General features: G+C 40.1%; 14 protein-coding genes. 9 read left to right on the top strand and 5 right to left on the bottom strand.

Annotated elements, in window-relative coordinates; translation table 11 throughout:
- The first annotated feature begins 37 nt into the window (after nucleotides 1-37).
- The 4 genes from B9Y87_RS17255 to B9Y87_RS17240 all read left to right on the top strand — a co-directional run bounded on the left by B9Y87_RS17255 (nucleotide 38) and on the right by B9Y87_RS17240 (nucleotide 4,099).
- A complete protein-coding gene (locus tag B9Y87_RS17255) occupies nucleotides 38-1,330 on the top strand; it encodes an acetylxylan esterase (protein WP_085500350.1) in 1,293 nt (430 codons plus the stop codon).
- Between the two features lie 67 nt (nucleotides 1,331-1,397).
- The gene (locus B9Y87_RS17250; protein WP_085500225.1) at nucleotides 1,398-2,687 is read left to right on the top strand and encodes a Gfo/Idh/MocA family protein; all 1,290 of its coding nucleotides are present in this window, start codon (nucleotides 1,398-1,400) and stop codon (nucleotides 2,685-2,687) included.
- A gap of 84 nt (nucleotides 2,688-2,771) precedes the next feature.
- Complete coding sequence (locus B9Y87_RS17245) at nucleotides 2,772-3,173, top strand: hypothetical protein (protein ID WP_085500224.1); 402 nt, start codon at nucleotides 2,772-2,774, stop codon at nucleotides 3,171-3,173.
- A 164-nt stretch (nucleotides 3,174-3,337) separates the two neighbouring features.
- The gene (locus B9Y87_RS17240) at nucleotides 3,338-4,099 is read left to right on the top strand and encodes an SDR family oxidoreductase (RefSeq protein ID WP_085500223.1); all 762 of its coding nucleotides are present in this window, start codon (nucleotides 3,338-3,340) and stop codon (nucleotides 4,097-4,099) included.
- 71 nt (nucleotides 4,100-4,170) lie between these two features.
- Here B9Y87_RS17240 and B9Y87_RS17235 read toward each other — a convergent pair whose 3' ends face one another.
- Nucleotides 4,171-4,755, bottom strand: coding sequence for a DUF4494 domain-containing protein (locus B9Y87_RS17235; RefSeq protein WP_085500349.1), 585 nt, complete (start codon nucleotides 4,753-4,755; stop codon nucleotides 4,171-4,173).
- A 549-nt stretch (nucleotides 4,756-5,304) separates the two neighbouring features.
- Between B9Y87_RS17235 and B9Y87_RS17230 the strand changes: the two genes are divergently transcribed.
- Both B9Y87_RS17230 and B9Y87_RS17225 read left to right on the top strand, forming a co-directional pair.
- Nucleotides 5,305-6,024: a class I SAM-dependent methyltransferase gene (locus B9Y87_RS17230; RefSeq protein WP_085500222.1), complete on the top strand. Its 720-nt coding sequence runs from the start codon at nucleotides 5,305-5,307 to the stop codon at nucleotides 6,022-6,024.
- Nucleotides 6,025-6,228: 204 nt separating this feature from the next.
- Nucleotides 6,229-7,233: a 3-keto-disaccharide hydrolase gene (locus B9Y87_RS17225; RefSeq protein WP_085500221.1), complete on the top strand. Its 1,005-nt coding sequence runs from the start codon at nucleotides 6,229-6,231 to the stop codon at nucleotides 7,231-7,233.
- 49 nt (nucleotides 7,234-7,282) lie between these two features.
- Here B9Y87_RS17225 and B9Y87_RS17220 read toward each other — a convergent pair whose 3' ends face one another.
- Nucleotides 7,283-8,416: an NHL repeat-containing protein gene (locus B9Y87_RS17220; RefSeq protein ID WP_139827274.1), complete on the bottom strand. Its 1,134-nt coding sequence runs from the start codon at nucleotides 8,414-8,416 to the stop codon at nucleotides 7,283-7,285.
- 888 nt (nucleotides 8,417-9,304) lie between these two features.
- On the opposite strand from B9Y87_RS17220, the gene B9Y87_RS17215 reads away from it, so the two are divergent.
- On the top strand, nucleotides 9,305-9,850 hold the full coding sequence (locus tag B9Y87_RS17215) for a pyridoxamine 5'-phosphate oxidase family protein (protein WP_085500219.1): 546 nt from the start codon (nucleotides 9,305-9,307) through the stop codon (nucleotides 9,848-9,850).
- Between the two features lie 118 nt (nucleotides 9,851-9,968).
- On the opposite strand, the gene kbl is transcribed toward B9Y87_RS17215, so the two are convergent.
- On the bottom strand, nucleotides 9,969-11,156 hold the full coding sequence (kbl, locus tag B9Y87_RS17210; RefSeq protein WP_085500218.1) for a glycine C-acetyltransferase: 1,188 nt from the start codon (nucleotides 11,154-11,156) through the stop codon (nucleotides 9,969-9,971).
- Nucleotides 11,157-11,225: 69 nt separating this feature from the next.
- Nucleotides 11,226-12,176, bottom strand: a complete 951-nt coding sequence (locus tag B9Y87_RS17205; protein WP_085500217.1) for an NAD-dependent epimerase/dehydratase family protein — start codon at nucleotides 12,174-12,176, stop codon at nucleotides 11,226-11,228.
- A gap of 180 nt (nucleotides 12,177-12,356) precedes the next feature.
- Here B9Y87_RS17205 and B9Y87_RS17200 point away from each other — a divergent pair, with 180 nt between their 5' ends.
- Nucleotides 12,357-12,818 carry an Lrp/AsnC family transcriptional regulator gene (locus B9Y87_RS17200; protein WP_085500216.1) on the top strand — a complete coding sequence of 154 codons (462 nt, stop codon included), beginning with the start codon at nucleotides 12,357-12,359 and terminating at the stop codon, nucleotides 12,816-12,818.
- 88 nt (nucleotides 12,819-12,906) lie between these two features.
- A complete protein-coding gene (locus B9Y87_RS17195) occupies nucleotides 12,907-13,911 on the top strand; it encodes a 2-hydroxyacid dehydrogenase (RefSeq protein WP_085500215.1) in 1,005 nt (334 codons plus the stop codon).
- A gap of 200 nt (nucleotides 13,912-14,111) precedes the next feature.
- Here B9Y87_RS17195 and B9Y87_RS17190 read toward each other — a convergent pair whose 3' ends face one another.
- The gene (locus B9Y87_RS17190; protein ID WP_085500214.1) at nucleotides 14,112-16,295 is read right to left on the bottom strand and encodes an alpha/beta hydrolase family protein; all 2,184 of its coding nucleotides are present in this window, start codon (nucleotides 16,293-16,295) and stop codon (nucleotides 14,112-14,114) included.
- Between the last annotated feature and the right edge of the window lie 206 nt (nucleotides 16,296-16,501).

Below are 16,501 nucleotides of genomic sequence, written 5' to 3'. Positions count from 1 at the left end.
GGTATTGCTCAAATTAGAAAATAAACCAACCAAAAATATGAAAACAAAAATTTTTGTCCCTATTACCCTCTTCCTCCTTTGTATCCTTGGTCTAAACGCTCAACCCCGACAAGAACTGGTAGAGGTCATGGTAAGTCCAAACCATGCCGATTGGACCTACTCTCTTGGCGAACAGCCCGAATTTTCAATTTCGGTTTTTAGAAACAATATACCCTTGGACGGCATCGAGATTCAGTATACCATTCAACCAGATCCAGGCTATCGAACCTTAAAAATTTGGGACGAGGGCACACGGACGCTTAAAAACAATTCCACAAAAATAAAAGCCAAAAAATTTACCGAACCGGGATTTTTGCGTTGCACCGCGACCGTAAAAGTGGATGGGAAGGAATATTCTTCGTATACGACGGTAGGTTTTGCTCCAGACAAAATACAACCTACCACCACTTTACCCAAAGATTTTGAGGCATTTTGGAATAAAGGCAAGGAAGAATTGAACCAAGTACCCATGAACGCAGTACTCACTTTGATGCCAGAACGCTGTACTGACAAGGTAGATGTATACCATGTAAGATTGGACAACATTAAGGGGAAAATCTACGGTATTCTTACCAAACCTAAAAAAGCTGGAAAATACCCTGCCATCCTTCATGTGCCCGGCGCAGGAATACGCCCTTATTATGGGGAAATTGACGAAGCCGCCCAAGGTTATATTTCCTTTACCATTGGTATTCACGGTATTCCAGTAAACTTGGACCAAAGTGTTTATGATGATCTTGGCAAAGGGGCATTGGGCGGTTACCAAACCTTTAATCTGGATGATAAGGATAATGCCTATTACCGCCGAGTATATCTCGGTTGTGTTAGAGCGGTAGATTTTATAGAAAGTGTAGACGGATTCAACGGTGAGGATATTGCCGTTACCGGTGGCAGCCAGGGCGGTGCACTTTCCATTGTGACGGCCAGTTTGGATGATAGAATTGATTATTTGGCAGCCTTTTACCCTGCCTTATCGGATATGACCGGATTTTTACATGGGCGTGCAGGAGGTTGGCCACAGATATTTGTGGACGATTACACCAACAAACCGGAAAAGATTGAAGTTTCCAAATATTACGATGTTGTTAATTTTGCACGATTCGTAAAAGTACCGGGCTGGTACAGTTGGGGCTATAATGACAATGTATGTCCCCCGGCCTCTACCTATTCGGCCTATAATGTAATTACAGCTCCCAAGGAATTACACCTTTTTCAAAAAACACAGCATTGGACCTATCCTGAACAGCAGGAATTGAGAAAGGAATGGCTGTTCGCTAAACTCAAGGAATAAGATAGATACGTCGCCATAGAATTTATTTTGGCGTTACCAATATTGAATTGTACCAAACCAAGCATAAATGAAACCAAAAGACCAACATCGAAGAGAGTTTATTAAACAAAGTGGTTTGGGCCTATTGGGCCTAACCATATTACCATCGGTCTATGGCAAGATCGCTCCTAGCGATCGCCTAAGGGTTGCCCATATTGGCGTTGGGGGAATGGGCAATAGCCATATGAAATGGTTCAGCGCCCTACCGGAAGTGGATGTGGTAGCCCTATGCGATGTAGATGAATTGCACCTGGCCAACAGTCTAAAAACAATGGAAACCCTTCAGCCTGGAAAAAAGGTGAAAGGCTATGAGGATTTTCGAAATATTCTGGACCGTAAGGATATTGATGCCATTACTTGTGCTACCCCGGACCATTGGCATGCCCAGATAGCAACTCTGGCTTTCCAGGCAGGAAAAGATGTATACGGAGAAAAACCGCTGTCCTATGATGTAAAAGAAGGACAGATGATGCTCAAAAATTTGGAAATGCACAACCGTATCTTTCAAATGGGAACGCAGATTCATGCCACGGATAACTATCATCGTGTGGTGGAAATAATAAAGTCGGGCGCCATTGGTAATGTTCACACAGTGCGTTTATGGAAGACAGGGGCACCACCAGATTTGGGCAATCCCAAAATTATGTCCGTTCCAAAAAACCTTAATTGGGATATGTGGCTGGGACCGGCCCCTTATGTAGATTATATGCCCGAAAAATGCCACTTTACCTACCGCTATTTCTTGGATTATTCCGGAGGCTTTTTTGCGGATTTCTGGTGCCATATCGCCGATGTCGCCTTTTGGGCTTTGGAACCTAAGGGCCTAAAGAGTATCCTTGCCCGAGGGGAAAAGGCCGAGGGCATTGCCGATACCCCTAAATGGATCGAGATCGACTATGAGTTCGACGGTCTAAAACTCTATTGGACCAGTGATCCTCCAAATGTTCCCGGAGCCTCCGATCGCGGAATCGGAGCTTATTTTGAAGGAGACAAAGGGAGTTTAATTTGTGATTACAATACACGAGAAATTACCATCAACGGGGAAACCATGACGGATATCCCGGAAATACCACAAAGTATAATCCGTTCCCCAGGGCACCAACAAAACTTTGTGGATGCGGTAAAATCCAGAACCCAGACCGAATCTAATCTTGCCTATGCCCGCACCATGACCCTGCCCATGCATTTGGGACTGATTTCCTATAGATTGGGAAGGAAACTTAATTGGGATTCGGATAAAGAAAAATTTATTGGGGATTCGGAGGCCAATGATCTTTTGTCAAGAAAAGCCAGAAAAGCCTGGCGGTTGGTCACCTAGGAACCCATTCCAAAACAAGAGGGATAAGCGGTAGAATACCACTGCTCAATATTGGGCATTTCCAGCATAAACATTAATGATACAATGAATAAAAAAATTACCATAAAAATTATGTTCCTATTGCTTGGAGCACTCGTCATATTTCATGTATTAATTTTCACGGAGCAGATACCCTATGATAAAGTCTGGGCAGGTAAATTAAATTCTGTTGAGGAAATGAAGGCCTTTGAAGCTTTTTCCATCTTTATCAATCTCTTCATGATTTTGATACTGTCCATTAAATACAAACTTTTGGAGAGCGGAAAAAGCAACAAGGCCATTGATATACTCATATGGGTTTTTGTGGTCTTTTTTGCCCTGAATACGATAGGCAATATGTTCGCCAAAAGTTTGATAGAATTAATTTTGGGAGGTTTTTTGACCTTGGCATCATGCATACTTTGTATAATTATTGTTAAAAAGGAAAAAATAAAAACAACCCAATAGGCCAAAGTCGCTCCTCTCTTGTCCTGCATAAGTCGGTACAAAACTATAAGCTATAATATCAATCCAAACTTCAAGGGGGGTCATATTTCCTACTATAAAATTGCAGGTAGGCTGGTCCATTTCTTTAATATTCCCGAATTTTACGAAAACAAAAATCTATTATAATGCCCAAAAACAAAATTGCAGTAGTAACAGGAGGAAGTCGTGGCCTAGGTAAGGATATGGCCATCAATATCGCGAAAAAAGGAATCGACGTCATTATTACCTACCACTCCAACAAATCGGCGGCAGATAAAGTTGTGGCCGAGATAGGGAACATGGGCAGATTAGCTTATGCGCTACAATTGGATACTGCCAATATTAATTCTTTTGATGAATTCTTTAGTCAGCTTTCCACCTATTTAAAAACCGAAACAGCCCAGGAAAAATTCGATTTTTTGATTAACAACGCCGGTACCGGGATTTATCAACCTTTTATTGAAACCACGGAAGAACAGTTTGATGAAATGGTCAATGTTCATTTCAAGGGAGTCTATTTCCTCACCCAAAAGGCCCTGCCCTATTTAAATGACGGTAGTAGAATTATTAACATTTCTTCCGGTCTAACCAGATTTACTTTTCCAAATTCATCGGCCTATGCCCCTGCTAAAGCTGCTGTTGAAGTATTCACCAGATACTTGGCCAAAGAATTGGCACATAGAAAAATTACCGCCAATGTGGTGGCTCCAGGGGCAGTTGCAACGGATTTTGGTGGCGGAGAAAACAAAACTAACGAGCAAAAAAGAAAGGCCGTTACTGCTGCCACTGCCTTGGGAAGAGTGGGAGAACCCGACGATATTGGTGGTGTGGTGGCATTTTTATGTACCGAGGATGCCCGCTGGATCAACGGTCAGCGCATAGAAGCTTCCGGAGGGATATTATTATAAGACCATTTCAGATTTCAAAAAAGAGGGCTTAATGGCCCTCTTTATATTATGGATTAAAAAAAAAGAACTACTTACCCCTCCTCCCCATCTACAGCTTCAACAGCCAAGGCTTCTTCGTTTTCAAAAGTATCCAACGCTTCCAAGTCTTCATTAAGTGCGTTGGACTCCGAAGTTGAAGCCTTTAGGGCGTTGAACTTTTCCAATTGGTCCATATCTCCTTCTTCACCTGAAAAATAGGGAAATACATCCATGATCGGAGATTCCGATATTACAGGAATGGTATAATCTCCCATGGTACCTTTCATGGCCTGTATGGTATTATCATAGGCTTCCTTTACATCATTGGCCTGTACCAATAAATAAGTATTGGTTTTTCTTTCCTTACCACTTTTCTCGTCAAAGGCTATTAAGGACACCTTGGATTTAAACCAACGATCGGAATTCTCAAAAGGATGCACCTCAGAAAAATTCGCAACTTTTATATTGGTAATCAAGAATTCCTCACTGGTATAAGTGGCCATCTCTTCGTTTATTCTGCTCTCCGCTTCGGTATACGATATCGCATCCAATAAATAGGTTTCCGTTGTTACTTTCTGTTCTCCAGTTTCATGGGTTTTTCTATATTTTACCTTGCACTCGTACCAAGTCTGACTCATATCTAATTTTTTTTTAAGGATGCCAAAAATAGTCCTTAATGAAAAATGTGTCCCCCTATTCCCTAAATAGATATTCACAATTTCCAAACTTGCGATATATAACAGCACCTACTGTAGGTACGTCTTTTTTTTAGGAAAATTTCCTATAAGATATAATCATCCCAATATCAATATTATACAATTGTATATCTTATGACATTGGTATCCAACCCTTGGGTGGGAAGCTCAATTTTCCTTTTTCCATATCCAGGCTAAAGGTCAACAAGGTGAAACGCATAAATATGGCCCTAGTGGGAAAAAATTGGGCATACTGGAGGTGACCAACCGTTCGTCACTCAAATTAAGTAAGTCATAATTTCATTGATACATTTCCTAAAAAAAATACCTCGATCCTTTAAAATTAAATCCATTTTAACTTTTAGGAAATATTCAGTGGGAAAGTCCATTTAAACAGTTTAGGGTTGGCAATGCTTTATTTTCATTACTTTTAAAAGGGTAATCGCACTGGTCAGTAAATAACGATTTCAAAAAAGCAAGAAAAAAATTCCAATGAAAAAAGTAGTCCCGTCCATATTCCTTTTCCCTATTTTACTATTATGGAACACGGGAATTGCACAAGACAAAACCCCAAATGCAAATTATAGCTATAAAAAAGGGGACCCCAATGGCATTGGAAAATGGTATATGGGCAGGGAAATTGCCCATGTAATGGGGTACCAAGGAATGCAATGGCTAGACCGTCCGGAGCGTGAAGAAGAGGAACACACCACTACCCTATTGATGAATATGGAAATTGAACCTGAAGATAATATTGCCGATATTGGTGCAGGATCTGGTTACCATGTCTTTAAAATGGCCAAATTGGCCAGAAATGGCTTAATCTATGCGGTTGATATTCAGGATGAAATGTTGGAGGAGATCAATAGTCGAAAAGAGCGGGACCAAATTAAAAATGTTAGGGTCATAAAAGGTGGTGAAATAAGCATAAACATAGCCGAAAATTCTCTGGACAAGATACTGATGGTCGATGTTTATCATGAATTTAAGTATCCGGCAGAAATGTTGGCCTCCATCAAAAAAGCCCTAAAATCCCATGGAAAACTGTTTTTAATTGAATATCGGGGAGAAGATAAGTCGGTCCCTATTAAAGAATTGCACAAAATGACAGAAGCACAGGCCATCAAGGAAATGAAAGCTGCCGGGTTAAAACTTCAAAGAAACATAGACAACCTACCATGGCAACACTGTATGGTTTTTATTAAGAATTAAGTATCTGTTTAGGTTTTTTTCAGCTCCTTGTCTTGTTGGCAATAGTCTCTATGGATAAAACTATTGACTTAGTAGTTTGGTCAAAAAGGGATATGGGTGAATTTTCCCATCAGAAATGAATCCCGTTCTAAATAATTGAGTAACTTCCATAGATGACAACTATTCCTATAATAAATAAATTAGACACTACTAAAACACTTTAAGATGAAACGGACAATTACTTCTATGATATTGGTATTCATAGTCCTTAACGGCTTCTCTAATTGTATGGCACCACAAAAATCCCCCAATCCTTTTTTAGGTATGTGGGGACTCGATATAGAAGGTGGGGGTGCCGGCTGGCTATACGTACACGAGGATCAAGGGTTTTTGGATGCCGAACTACTGTGGATAGGTGGCAGTGTAATTCCTGTGTCCAACATTTATTTATTGGACGAAAACACCTTAGTTGTTACCAGAACTAATCAAGTAAAAAGAAGTCCTGATCGAAGCCATACCATAACCTATACCTTGGAAGTAAAAAAAGTGGGCGATGCCCTAGAAGGTACCATGAGCAGCCCCAATAGGGATGGTACGGGGGTTTCCATTAAGAATTTTAACGGAAAACGTATGCCGCCTATGCCTAGCACACCGGATCTGTCCAAGCTGAAATATGAAAAACCGATCAAATTGTTCAATGGGAAGGATTTAAGTGGCTGGAAATTGATTGATCCGAAAAAAGCCAATGGCTTTAAGGTGGTAGATGGCACGCTTATGAACGATCCAGTTCAACCAGAAAATGGCGAACATATTTCCTATGGCAACATTCGCACACTACAGGAGTTTGAGGATTTTAACCTAAAGCTTGAAGTCAATGTACCCCAAGGAAACAACAGTGGGGTATACCTACGCGGACTCTATGAAATCCAAGTGGTGGATTCGTATGGTAAGGAATTGGATTCCCATAATATGGGGGCCCTGTATAGTCGTATTACCCCTAGTATGGCTGCCGAAAAACCCGCTGGGGAATGGCAGAACTTTGATATTACTTTGGTAGACCGACATGTGACAGTAATCTTCAACGGTAAAAAAATAATCGACAATCAACCTGTGTTGGGACCAACCGGTGGCGCCATGTCAGCCGATGTATTAAGTCCTGGGCCCATTTACCTGCAAGGAGATCACGGCAATGTAGCCTATCGCAATATTATTCTGACCCCAATCAAATAATTCCATTTAAAAGTCAAAAAGGCCTCCATTTCGGGAGGCCTTATCTTATTTATTCCATCTTCAAGACTGCAAATTTTCCTTTGTTCCAGCCATGTACTAGAAGGTACAATTGTTTGGTTCCGTTTTCCGTAACAATATGTGGCCAAACCTGATGAATATTTGTGAGAACGGGAATATCCAAATCTCCCGGAATAACGGTCGAAAGCAACTTCTCACCACTATGTACATAAATTGGTGCCGATTTTTGTTCGCCAATGGCCTGCAAGGCATTTAGAAAGTAATGCTCCGCTTTATAAGAAACATTACATACCAAACTACCATCTGGAATATCATTGAAAGTTTCCACAAACTTACCCTTCTTGGTAAATTTAACAACCTGTCCCGCTGCCCTATTGGCCACCAAAATATGATTGTCATGGGCATAGATACCATGTGCTGTTTGGAACTGGCCGGGCTTATCCCCCTTACCGCCCCAGGCTAGTTTTCCCCAACTCCAAACTCCATTTTTTTCCTTTATCGTCATCACAAAATCCCCAGCGGAATAACCGTGGGCCACATATAAGGTGCCATTTAGGTAGGTAACATCCGTAACCCCAAAATTACTGTCCTTTGACCCAAAAAATTCATTGGCCTCGGAAAACTTGAATTCGCTTCCCGTAGGCTTCAAGACTTCACTAACAATTCTTCCATCCAAGGTCAATACCAGAACTCTTTTGCCTTCCTGGGCCACTGCAAGGTATTTTTTGCCTTTGTGAACAAAGAATACAATTCCATGGATATTATCCTTTAAACGTGAGTCATTACCAATGGTTGACCATTTTTTTAGATCTGGGCTAATTGCACATAGTCCGTAGCCCGGTATGCCGGTATACACAATTCCGGTTTCAGGATCTTCATTAAATCCACCGTGCATTCCGGGTTCAAATTCATGGGCATCTTTTGGAAAGGCGGCCGTTAAATCCTGATCCCAAGAAAAAATAAACTCACCTTGACCAGTAAGCAACTTTGCCTGCATGGAAATTTCATCAGAAGCCATAGGGCCATGTGGGTGATGATGGGCCATATCATTATGTTCATGGGCATGGTGGGTATGATCGTGTTGGGTAGTTTGCGCCATAGCGTTAGAAGAGAATCCCAAAGAGGAAACAATCGACAATACGGCAAGTATAGTTCTTTTTTGCATGGTTGGTTCTTTATATTTTTTTGGAAAGTTAAACATTCTAATTAGAATATTCAACAGATATAAGTTTCTCTGTTTTCTAGATTGTAAAAATGCTTTTTAGCCGGACACAAAAAGTAATTTATAAAGGTATACCGTTATAATATGTGCATTTAGGATCTCAATGGCAAAGCTTATGCATGATAATCCCTGGATTCTTTGCTTACTTAAGCCTATGTCGTATACCATATTTTGCCTATCACAAATTATATTCCCAAATAAAACGGACAGCCACCTTATAAAAAACATTGGCATTTCCTCCACCCACTTTGTTAACAGCCACGAGCAGGATATAAAAGATGGGACCATTGGAGACCCAGGACCAAAACATGCCAAAATAGGTTGCTTATCATCCGCATATTGCTTGTAAGGTCTACACAAAAGGGATTCAACCTTAGGGCAAGCCCTAAAACCAATAATAGGAATCGACCCAAGGGTCGCGGTATTGACCTAGATTCCGCCGAGAAAGATGGGATTGGTTCAACTTGCAATTTTAAGAGCGTCTTACTGACTTCCCAAAATTGGGTTTCACTAATAAATTAAAATTATTGATTCCTCGTCCTAAAGAAAGTTTTGTAGATTTATGTTCGCAATATTCTTGGGTTTCATTTATTTACCGCAAGTTCTATTTAAAAAAATGCACATAGATGTTTTTCCTTTAATTTGTGTGTCCTTAAGATCAATTGAGAGGTTTGAGACAATTTTATCCTTAACTGAGGTTCAACTGCCCTCGGAAAGCGAAACTCATTTTAAACAACTCATTAGCATTTAAGGTAAATAGAACACACCTTATTTAATATATTTCTATTACACAGGAAACCTTGGTATTGCCATTATTACAAATTTAAAAGCATGGGAAAAAAATTAGATTCGATTACGGCCGAATTAAAAGAATTCATTGAAAGACAAAAGATATTTTTTGTTGGGACAGCAGCATCAGAGGGCAGGGTAAATTTATCTCCGAAAGGCACCGATTCATTTAGAATCCTCCACGAAAACAAAATTGTTTGGCTTAATTTAACCGGTAGCGGCAATGAAACGGCAGCGCATTTATTGAAGAACAATAGAATGACGATCATGTTCTGTGCATTTGAAGGAAAACCACTAATACTTAGGCTATATGGGCAGGCAAAAATCTACCATAATAGGGATATGGAATTCCATGGCTTTATAAATCTATTCCCTGAAAACACGGGTGCCCGTCAGATTATTGAAATGGATATCGATTTGGTGCAGACCTCCTGTGGTTTTGCTGTCCCTTTTATGGACTTTAAAGAAGACCGAAATACATTGAACTCATGGTCTACGAAACAGGGAAAGGAAGGGATTGAAGCCTATTGGAAAAATAAGAATACCTTGAGCTTGGACGGATTTGAAACAAAAATTCTGGGTGATTAAAATCCACCTACCCTAAATTAAGACAGATACATGGTTTAAGTTTATTACTCAATTTTCCCAAAAATTGAATAATAAACTTAAACATCATTACCCTTTTTTAACTATTTAGGCCATGCGGTTAAATTACCTTGAGCGCCTTCCCTACTTTGGTAAAAGCCTCTACGGCCTTTTCCAAATGGTGCTGTTCATGGGCTGCGGACAACTGTACCCTAATTCTGGCCTTCCCTTTTGGCACTACAGGGTAGAAAAAACCGATTACATAAATTCCCTCCTCCAACAATTTGGCCGCGAACTCTTGGGCCAAGGGTGCTTCATAGAGCATTACTGGAACAATAGGGTGATCGCCAGGTACTATATCAAAACCGGCTGCGGTCATGGCAGATCGAAAATATTTGGTATTTGCCTCCAACTTGTCACGAAGCGCGGTTGAAGTAGAAAGAAGGTCCAATACTTTTATGGAAGCCCCAACGATGGATGGTGCCAAAGTGTTGGAAAACAAATAGGGTCTGGAACGTTGTCTAAGCATTTCCACAATTTCCTTTCTGGCTGCTGTAAATCCTCCAGAGGCTCCACCCAAAGCCTTGCCATAAGTACCTGTAATGATATCTATCCTGCCCATTACATTTCTATATTCATGGGATCCACGACCGGTAGCTCCCAAAAAACCGGTAGAATGACATTCATCTATCATCACCATGGCCTCATATTTATCGGCCAAATCGCAGATTTTATCCAATTGTGCAATGGTTCCGTCCATAGAAAAGGAACCATCTGTAACGATCAAAATTCTACGGGAACCTGAGGCCGCTTGTAATTGCTCTTCCAGGTCTGCCATGGAATTATGCTCATATCTAAATCGTTTCGCTTTGCACAATCTTATCCCATCTATGATGGAAGCATGGTTCAATGCATCTGAAATAATAGCGTCTTCGGGCCCTAGTATGGGTTCGAACAAACCACCGTTGGCGTCGAATGCGGCGGCGTACAATATACAATCCTCCATACCTAAAAATTCAGCGGTCTTGCGTTCCAATTCCTTATGGATATCCTGGGTACCACAAATAAAACGTACTGAAGATAGCCCATAACCATGTGTATCAATTGCCTCCTTCCCTGCCTTTATAACTTCTGGATGTGCAGAAAGCCCCAAATAATTGTTGGCACAAAAATTCAGGACGTCCTTGGTATTGGTCGTTTGGATCTCAGCCCCCTGCGGGGTGGTAATTATTCTTTCCTCCTTATAAAGTCCCTCTGCCTTAATAGCTTCAAGCTCTTCCTGTAATGCGTTTTTTACTTTTGAATACATATCTATTATTTCTTTTTTACACCCAAAACTAGTCTAGGCATTTTGTTTTTTATTTAGTCCAAAAAGGGGCTATTCATGTGGAATATACTGTTCTTTTAGTTTCTGGACCATAGTACGGACAATCCTTTCCAGGTCGTATTCGGGCTTCCATCCCCAATCCAGGCTTGCCTCTACATCATTTATAGATTTTGGCCAACGGGCAGCGATGTCCTGCCTAAAATCCGGTTCATATTTTACCTTGAATTCTGGATAGTAATTTCGGATTTCAGCGACAATATCCTCTGGAGAAAAACTACTTCCGGCCAGATTATATGCCGTTCTTATTTTAATATTCTCTTTAGGAGCCTCCATTAATTCCATAGTTGCCCTTATGGCATCATCCATAAAGATCATAGGCAAAGTGGTATCTTCATTAAGAAAACATACAAATTCTTCTTCCAGGACGGCTTTGTGAAAAATATCTACGGCATAATCCGTAGTGCCGCCTCCAGGCAAGGATTGGTAACCTATGACACCAGGGTATCTAAGGGATCTTACATCCAAACCATATCTTATAAAATAATACTGAGCCCATTGTTCTCCCGCCGCCTTGCTCATTCCATAAACGGTTGCTGGATTTAGAAAGGCATTGTTGGGTGTATTGACCCATGGGGCATCTTCTCCAAATACGGCAATGGAACTTGGAAAGAACACCTTATCCAACTCGTGGATTCTAGCTACTTCCAAGACATTAAAAAGCATTCTCATGTTAAGATCCCAAGTCCCCAAGGGATTTTCTTCGCCCTTGGCAGACAAAATTGCCGCCAAATGATAAATTTGGGTAATGCCATATTTGGTAACCACCTCCGTTAAACCTATTCTATTTGTTGCATCCAAGACTTCAAAGGTCTCTTTAAAATTATGGGCTTTCTTTATATCGGTAGCCACCACATTGTCTAAACCATGATGATGTTGCAACTCTTTTACCAGTACAGTACCCAATTGTCCATTGGCCCCAATTACTAGAACTTTTGCTTTCATAATGTCCTTTTATTACTAATTTAACCAAAGTGTTAATTACTGTCGAAATTACAAAATACAATATCCAATATTAAATATCACAAATAATTAAGTAAATATCCCTTAATTATAATATTTTAAAAGTTTTATTTACTTTTATTGTTATAAGAATATAAATTTTAAAGTAATTTTTTCTTCACTATGGAGCAATTAGATCAAACCGATATTACCATTCTAAGGATTTTACAAAAAGATTCCAAAAAAACGGCAAAGGAAATAGCGGCTATCCTTAATCTTACCCCCTCACCCGTTTACGAAAGAGTCCGTAGATTAGAAAAACAAGGTATTATTAAAAAATATGTGGCCATTCTGGACAAAAAGCAAATAGACCGCTCCATAACCGTTATTTGCCAAGTGTCCATGCGGTATCACAACGAAGCCTTTATTGAGAAATTTGAGGCACAGGTACAGAGTTTGGATGAGGTGCAGGAATGTTACCATTTGGCCGGGCAAGTAGATTTTATATTAAAAATCCATACAAGAAGTCTTGAGGAATATCATGATTTTGTAAAGACCAAGCTATCAAAAATTGAAAATATCGGTGTTCTCAATAGCACCTTTGTATTAAAGGAAATTAAACATTCCTCTGAATATTACATTTAATTCCTACTGCTTTTTTACATTTGTTCTTAAGCGAATTTCAATATTTAAACCGCTATTTTACAGAAACCAATACTTACCTACAGTAATTATGAAGATTGTAAGAACCGATATGGAGCTGGAAACTCCATATGTAGACCAAACTCTTCGGGACCAAGGACATGATCTGGTAGTGCTCCCGGACGGGGTATCTGAAGATATTCTAACAAAGGAAATAGAGGATTGCGACATCCTTTTGATGTGCTACACCCCTATTACCAAGAATGTCATAGATTCTGCAAAAAGGCTCAAGGCTATAATAAAATATGGGGTTGGAATAGATGCTATAGATATCCCAGCAGCCAACGCGCGGGGCATAGTAGTAGTCAATATTCCGGAATACGCAGAGGAGACCGTAGCAGAAGGGGCATTTGCCATGCTTATTGCACTGGCCAAAAAGCTGCCTACCTTACAAAAACAAATGAACAGCAAAGCCTGGGTATGGCCTAGCAGGGAATGGCTGGGAGTGGATATTGCGGAAAAAACCCTTGGTATCATTGGTTGTGGAAAAATAGGAAGCAGTATGGCAAGGATGGCTGGTTTGGGATTTAGGTCTAAAGTTGTTGGTTATGACCCAAGCAGATCCAAAGAGGATATGGAAAAAAGTGGGATTCAAAAATATGAAGACCTCACCGAAATGCTTAAGGAGTGTGATTTTATTTCTCTTCATGCCGTCTTAAACAAAGAAACCAAACATCTGATTGGGGCAAAGGAATTTTCAGTAATGAAAGAAACCGCTATCATTATCAATTCTGCCCGAGGCGCCTTGATAGATGAAATGGCACTCTTGAATGCCTTGGAGAAAAAGCAGATTGCCGGTGCCGGACTTGATGTCTATAGCCAAGAGCCATTGAATAAAACGGACCATCCGTTGAAAAGGCTTTACGAAATGGACAATGTTATCCTACTGCCCCACCTAACATTTTATACTCATGAAGCTATGCACAGGTTGGAATTGGAGACTATGGAGAGAATTGCAGAGGTTATGGAAAATAGGCCGGTCACTATTAAATCCAAAGACCCCCGACTTCAAAATCAGCCGCAGGCACAGCTATAAATTAGTTGATTTCTACCTTATAAAGTTTCCCGATTTTTACTTTACAATGGGTATGGTGATATTCTGCAATCAATATGGGTTTTTAGCCCAACTCCAGTTGAATTATAAAGTAATTTGCCTTCCTGTTACTTTGTCCAAAATACGCCATGTAAGCATTGGATTTATTTTATGACACTAATGGCTGCCCAATGGGCAACCCCTTAAAAGCTGGATAGGAATTTATCCAGGGGATCCATTGTTCCCTCGTCCAAATCAATCTTTTTTATGGCAAAATTACTGGCCTTGTTCAAGGATTTATAATGTTCCTTCACAAAATCATAGGATTCCAAGAAATTGGAATTAGCAACATCACCATCGTTCATTTGAAATATCATTATTTTATTTGGGGCCAAGGCGGCAGTCAAATCGGGCAAGTCGTAATGTGGTAAAGCCCCGGCCACGGTAAAAGGGATATGAGCTGGGGCATAGTCCTTGTTGGAAACAACGGATTGGAAAGAAGGTATCGGGTCCAAAAACAACATTCTTGAAAATTTCACCCCAGAAACAGCAGCGTGCAACAAACTGGAATTAAAGCCCCCTTTAGATATTCCCATAAATTCCTTATCGTTCAATTTCAAACTTGTTTTACAAACTTCCCACAGCGTTCCTATGGCCTCCACATGTAAGGCAATGGTACTTTTTCCGTTCAAGATCCCTGCAAACCATTGATTATAGGAAGTGTTTTCAAAATAGGCATCACCTTTCAAATACCCAGGCCCCAATTCTCCGTAGCCAGGAAGATCAGGGACAATTACGGTAATACCTTTTTTGGCCATTTCTATGGGAAGGTCATAAACTTCGTCCGACTCCTTATTCTCCATATTATCCAAATAAAGTGCAGAACTACCCATTGGTCGTTTGGGTACAAAGGTTACCAACGGAATTATTTTGTCCCCTTCTTCAACTATCAGATATTTATTTAAAAAATAGGTTTCAAATTCTGTTTGTCCGGAAAATATCAATTTTGCTTTCTTGTTATTTTCTGTATAACCCGAAATTGCTTTTACTTTTTGTTTTAAATCGATTAAATGTTGGTCCATATTCTGTCTGCTCCCCTTCAATACCTCCATATTTTTCTTGGTCAGATCGCTATTCACGTCGAACAAAAATTTGCTGCCTACCGAAGTTGAAAGTTGGCCCGTTTCCATTACATACAATTCTTCCACCGGAAAAATAGTAACTTCTTCATCCTTGGAATCTCCCGGATTATCCAAATGCTTTTGAAAAAAAGCATACATGGCTTCCCTGTTTCTTAGTGTAGATTGATGCCCAGCATTGTCCTCTACCATCCTGAGATTTTCCGACTTATCAAAAGCGTTATAAGCCAATTGAGCTTCCTCATAGGTATCCCGTGCCCCTTGAATACTAAAAATATCACGGGTTGTGGTGATCATCAAAGTTGGTTTGGGGGCCCTTACCTCTAAAAGATCGGCATGGTCCAAACCAAGTAGAATACTTCTGGGAAAGTTCTGCTCAGCATCCTGTGGGCCTCCAGATTTTAATTGATATTCCATACCTGTGATATAACATTCCGGGGCTGAAGCTTTAATACGCTCATCGAAGGCCGCAATGTGGGAAGACTGAGTTCCCCCTCCAGACCTACCAGTAATACCAATACGGTTGGGATCCACTTCCTTACGGCTAAGTAAATAATCCACGGCCCTTATGCCATCCCATATCATATACTTGGCTGTAGAGGCTCCATTTAAAAATAGCTGCGCCCCGGGAAAGGAATGCTCCTTGGTAGGCCCAAAACGCGATTTCCCTTTCTCTTCATCAAAATACTGGGATCTTTCCCCTTGCCCATAGGGATCAAATGCAAAAACAGCAAAGCCCTTTTTCACCAGATTGAGAATAACATGTTGATAAATATCACTTCTAAATGCCAAATCACTATGGCCGCTACAATAAATTATGGTAGGCAAGTTCTTCTTTTTTCCCTGAGGTATAAAAAAAGCTGCTGTTACCTTTACCCCTGGCATAGATTCGAAATATAATTTTTCTACACTATAACCCTCCTTTTTAATCCTTTTGGTAATTACAGGATTTAACGGTGTCTTTACGGGAAAGTCACCTATAGAGGCGTGCAACCTCTCTTTTATTACTTGCTGATAACCTTCCCAATCATTTTTCGATTGCAGCTTCGATATGGATTTCTTTCGTTTAATAAGACTTTGAAAGGATATTTCGGTCTGCTGTTTGTAAAGTTGATTCCCTGCATCCGAATAATATTTCCAAAAATCCAAGATGGAATAATTGCTTTGGGACCAACCATTACTGGGGTTAAATAAGAACATTAGCATTATTGCCAGAGTAAGGACTTGAGCTTTATATATTTTGAACATAATGGAATTTTTGGATAAAAATTGAAAAAAAACAGTTCCAAGATAGATATTTAATCCTTTAAACTATAAAAATTGCCCATATTTACATTTCAAAACAATAGGACTTTGGCCCCCTAGGTTGAAATTGAATAGGCATGCCTTGGTTATATTTTTGTTTATGGCGATGGTATACCATAAAGAAGCTAAAAAAATTGATAATAACTAAA

The organism is Arenibacter troitsensis, from assembly GCF_900177645.1.
In the GTDB taxonomy this organism is placed as follows: Bacteria; Bacteroidota; Bacteroidia; order Flavobacteriales; family Flavobacteriaceae; genus Arenibacter; species Arenibacter troitsensis.
This window is presented reverse-complemented; position numbering and strand designations above follow the sequence as displayed.

Coding starts and splice junctions, on each gene's coding strand:
- B9Y87_RS17250 (WP_085500225.1), top strand. CDS start 1,398: ATGAAACCAAAAGACCAACATCGAAGAGAGTTTATTAAACAAAGTGGT.
- B9Y87_RS17195 (WP_085500215.1), top strand. CDS start 12,907: ATGAAGATTGTAAGAACCGATATGGAGCTGGAAACTCCATATGTAGAC.
- B9Y87_RS17190 (WP_085500214.1), bottom strand. CDS start 16,295: ATGTTCAAAATATATAAAGCTCAAGTCCTTACTCTGGCAATAATGCTA.
- B9Y87_RS17225 (WP_085500221.1), top strand. CDS start 6,229: ATGAAACGGACAATTACTTCTATGATATTGGTATTCATAGTCCTTAAC.
- B9Y87_RS17245 (WP_085500224.1), top strand. CDS start 2,772: ATGAATAAAAAAATTACCATAAAAATTATGTTCCTATTGCTTGGAGCA.
- B9Y87_RS17200 (WP_085500216.1), top strand. CDS start 12,357: ATGGAGCAATTAGATCAAACCGATATTACCATTCTAAGGATTTTACAA.
- B9Y87_RS17230 (WP_085500222.1), top strand. CDS start 5,305: ATGAAAAAAGTAGTCCCGTCCATATTCCTTTTCCCTATTTTACTATTA.
- B9Y87_RS17235 (WP_085500349.1), bottom strand. CDS start 4,755: ATGAGTCAGACTTGGTACGAGTGCAAGGTAAAATATAGAAAAACCCAT.
- B9Y87_RS17205 (WP_085500217.1), bottom strand. CDS start 12,176: ATGAAAGCAAAAGTTCTAGTAATTGGGGCCAATGGACAATTGGGTACT.
- kbl (WP_085500218.1), bottom strand. CDS start 11,156: ATGTATTCAAAAGTAAAAAACGCATTACAGGAAGAGCTTGAAGCTATT.
- B9Y87_RS17255 (WP_085500350.1), top strand. CDS start 38: ATGAAAACAAAAATTTTTGTCCCTATTACCCTCTTCCTCCTTTGTATC.
- B9Y87_RS17220 (WP_139827274.1), bottom strand. CDS start 8,416: ATGCAAAAAAGAACTATACTTGCCGTATTGTCGATTGTTTCCTCTTTG.
- B9Y87_RS17240 (WP_085500223.1), top strand. CDS start 3,338: ATGCCCAAAAACAAAATTGCAGTAGTAACAGGAGGAAGTCGTGGCCTA.
- B9Y87_RS17215 (WP_085500219.1), top strand. CDS start 9,305: ATGGGAAAAAAATTAGATTCGATTACGGCCGAATTAAAAGAATTCATT.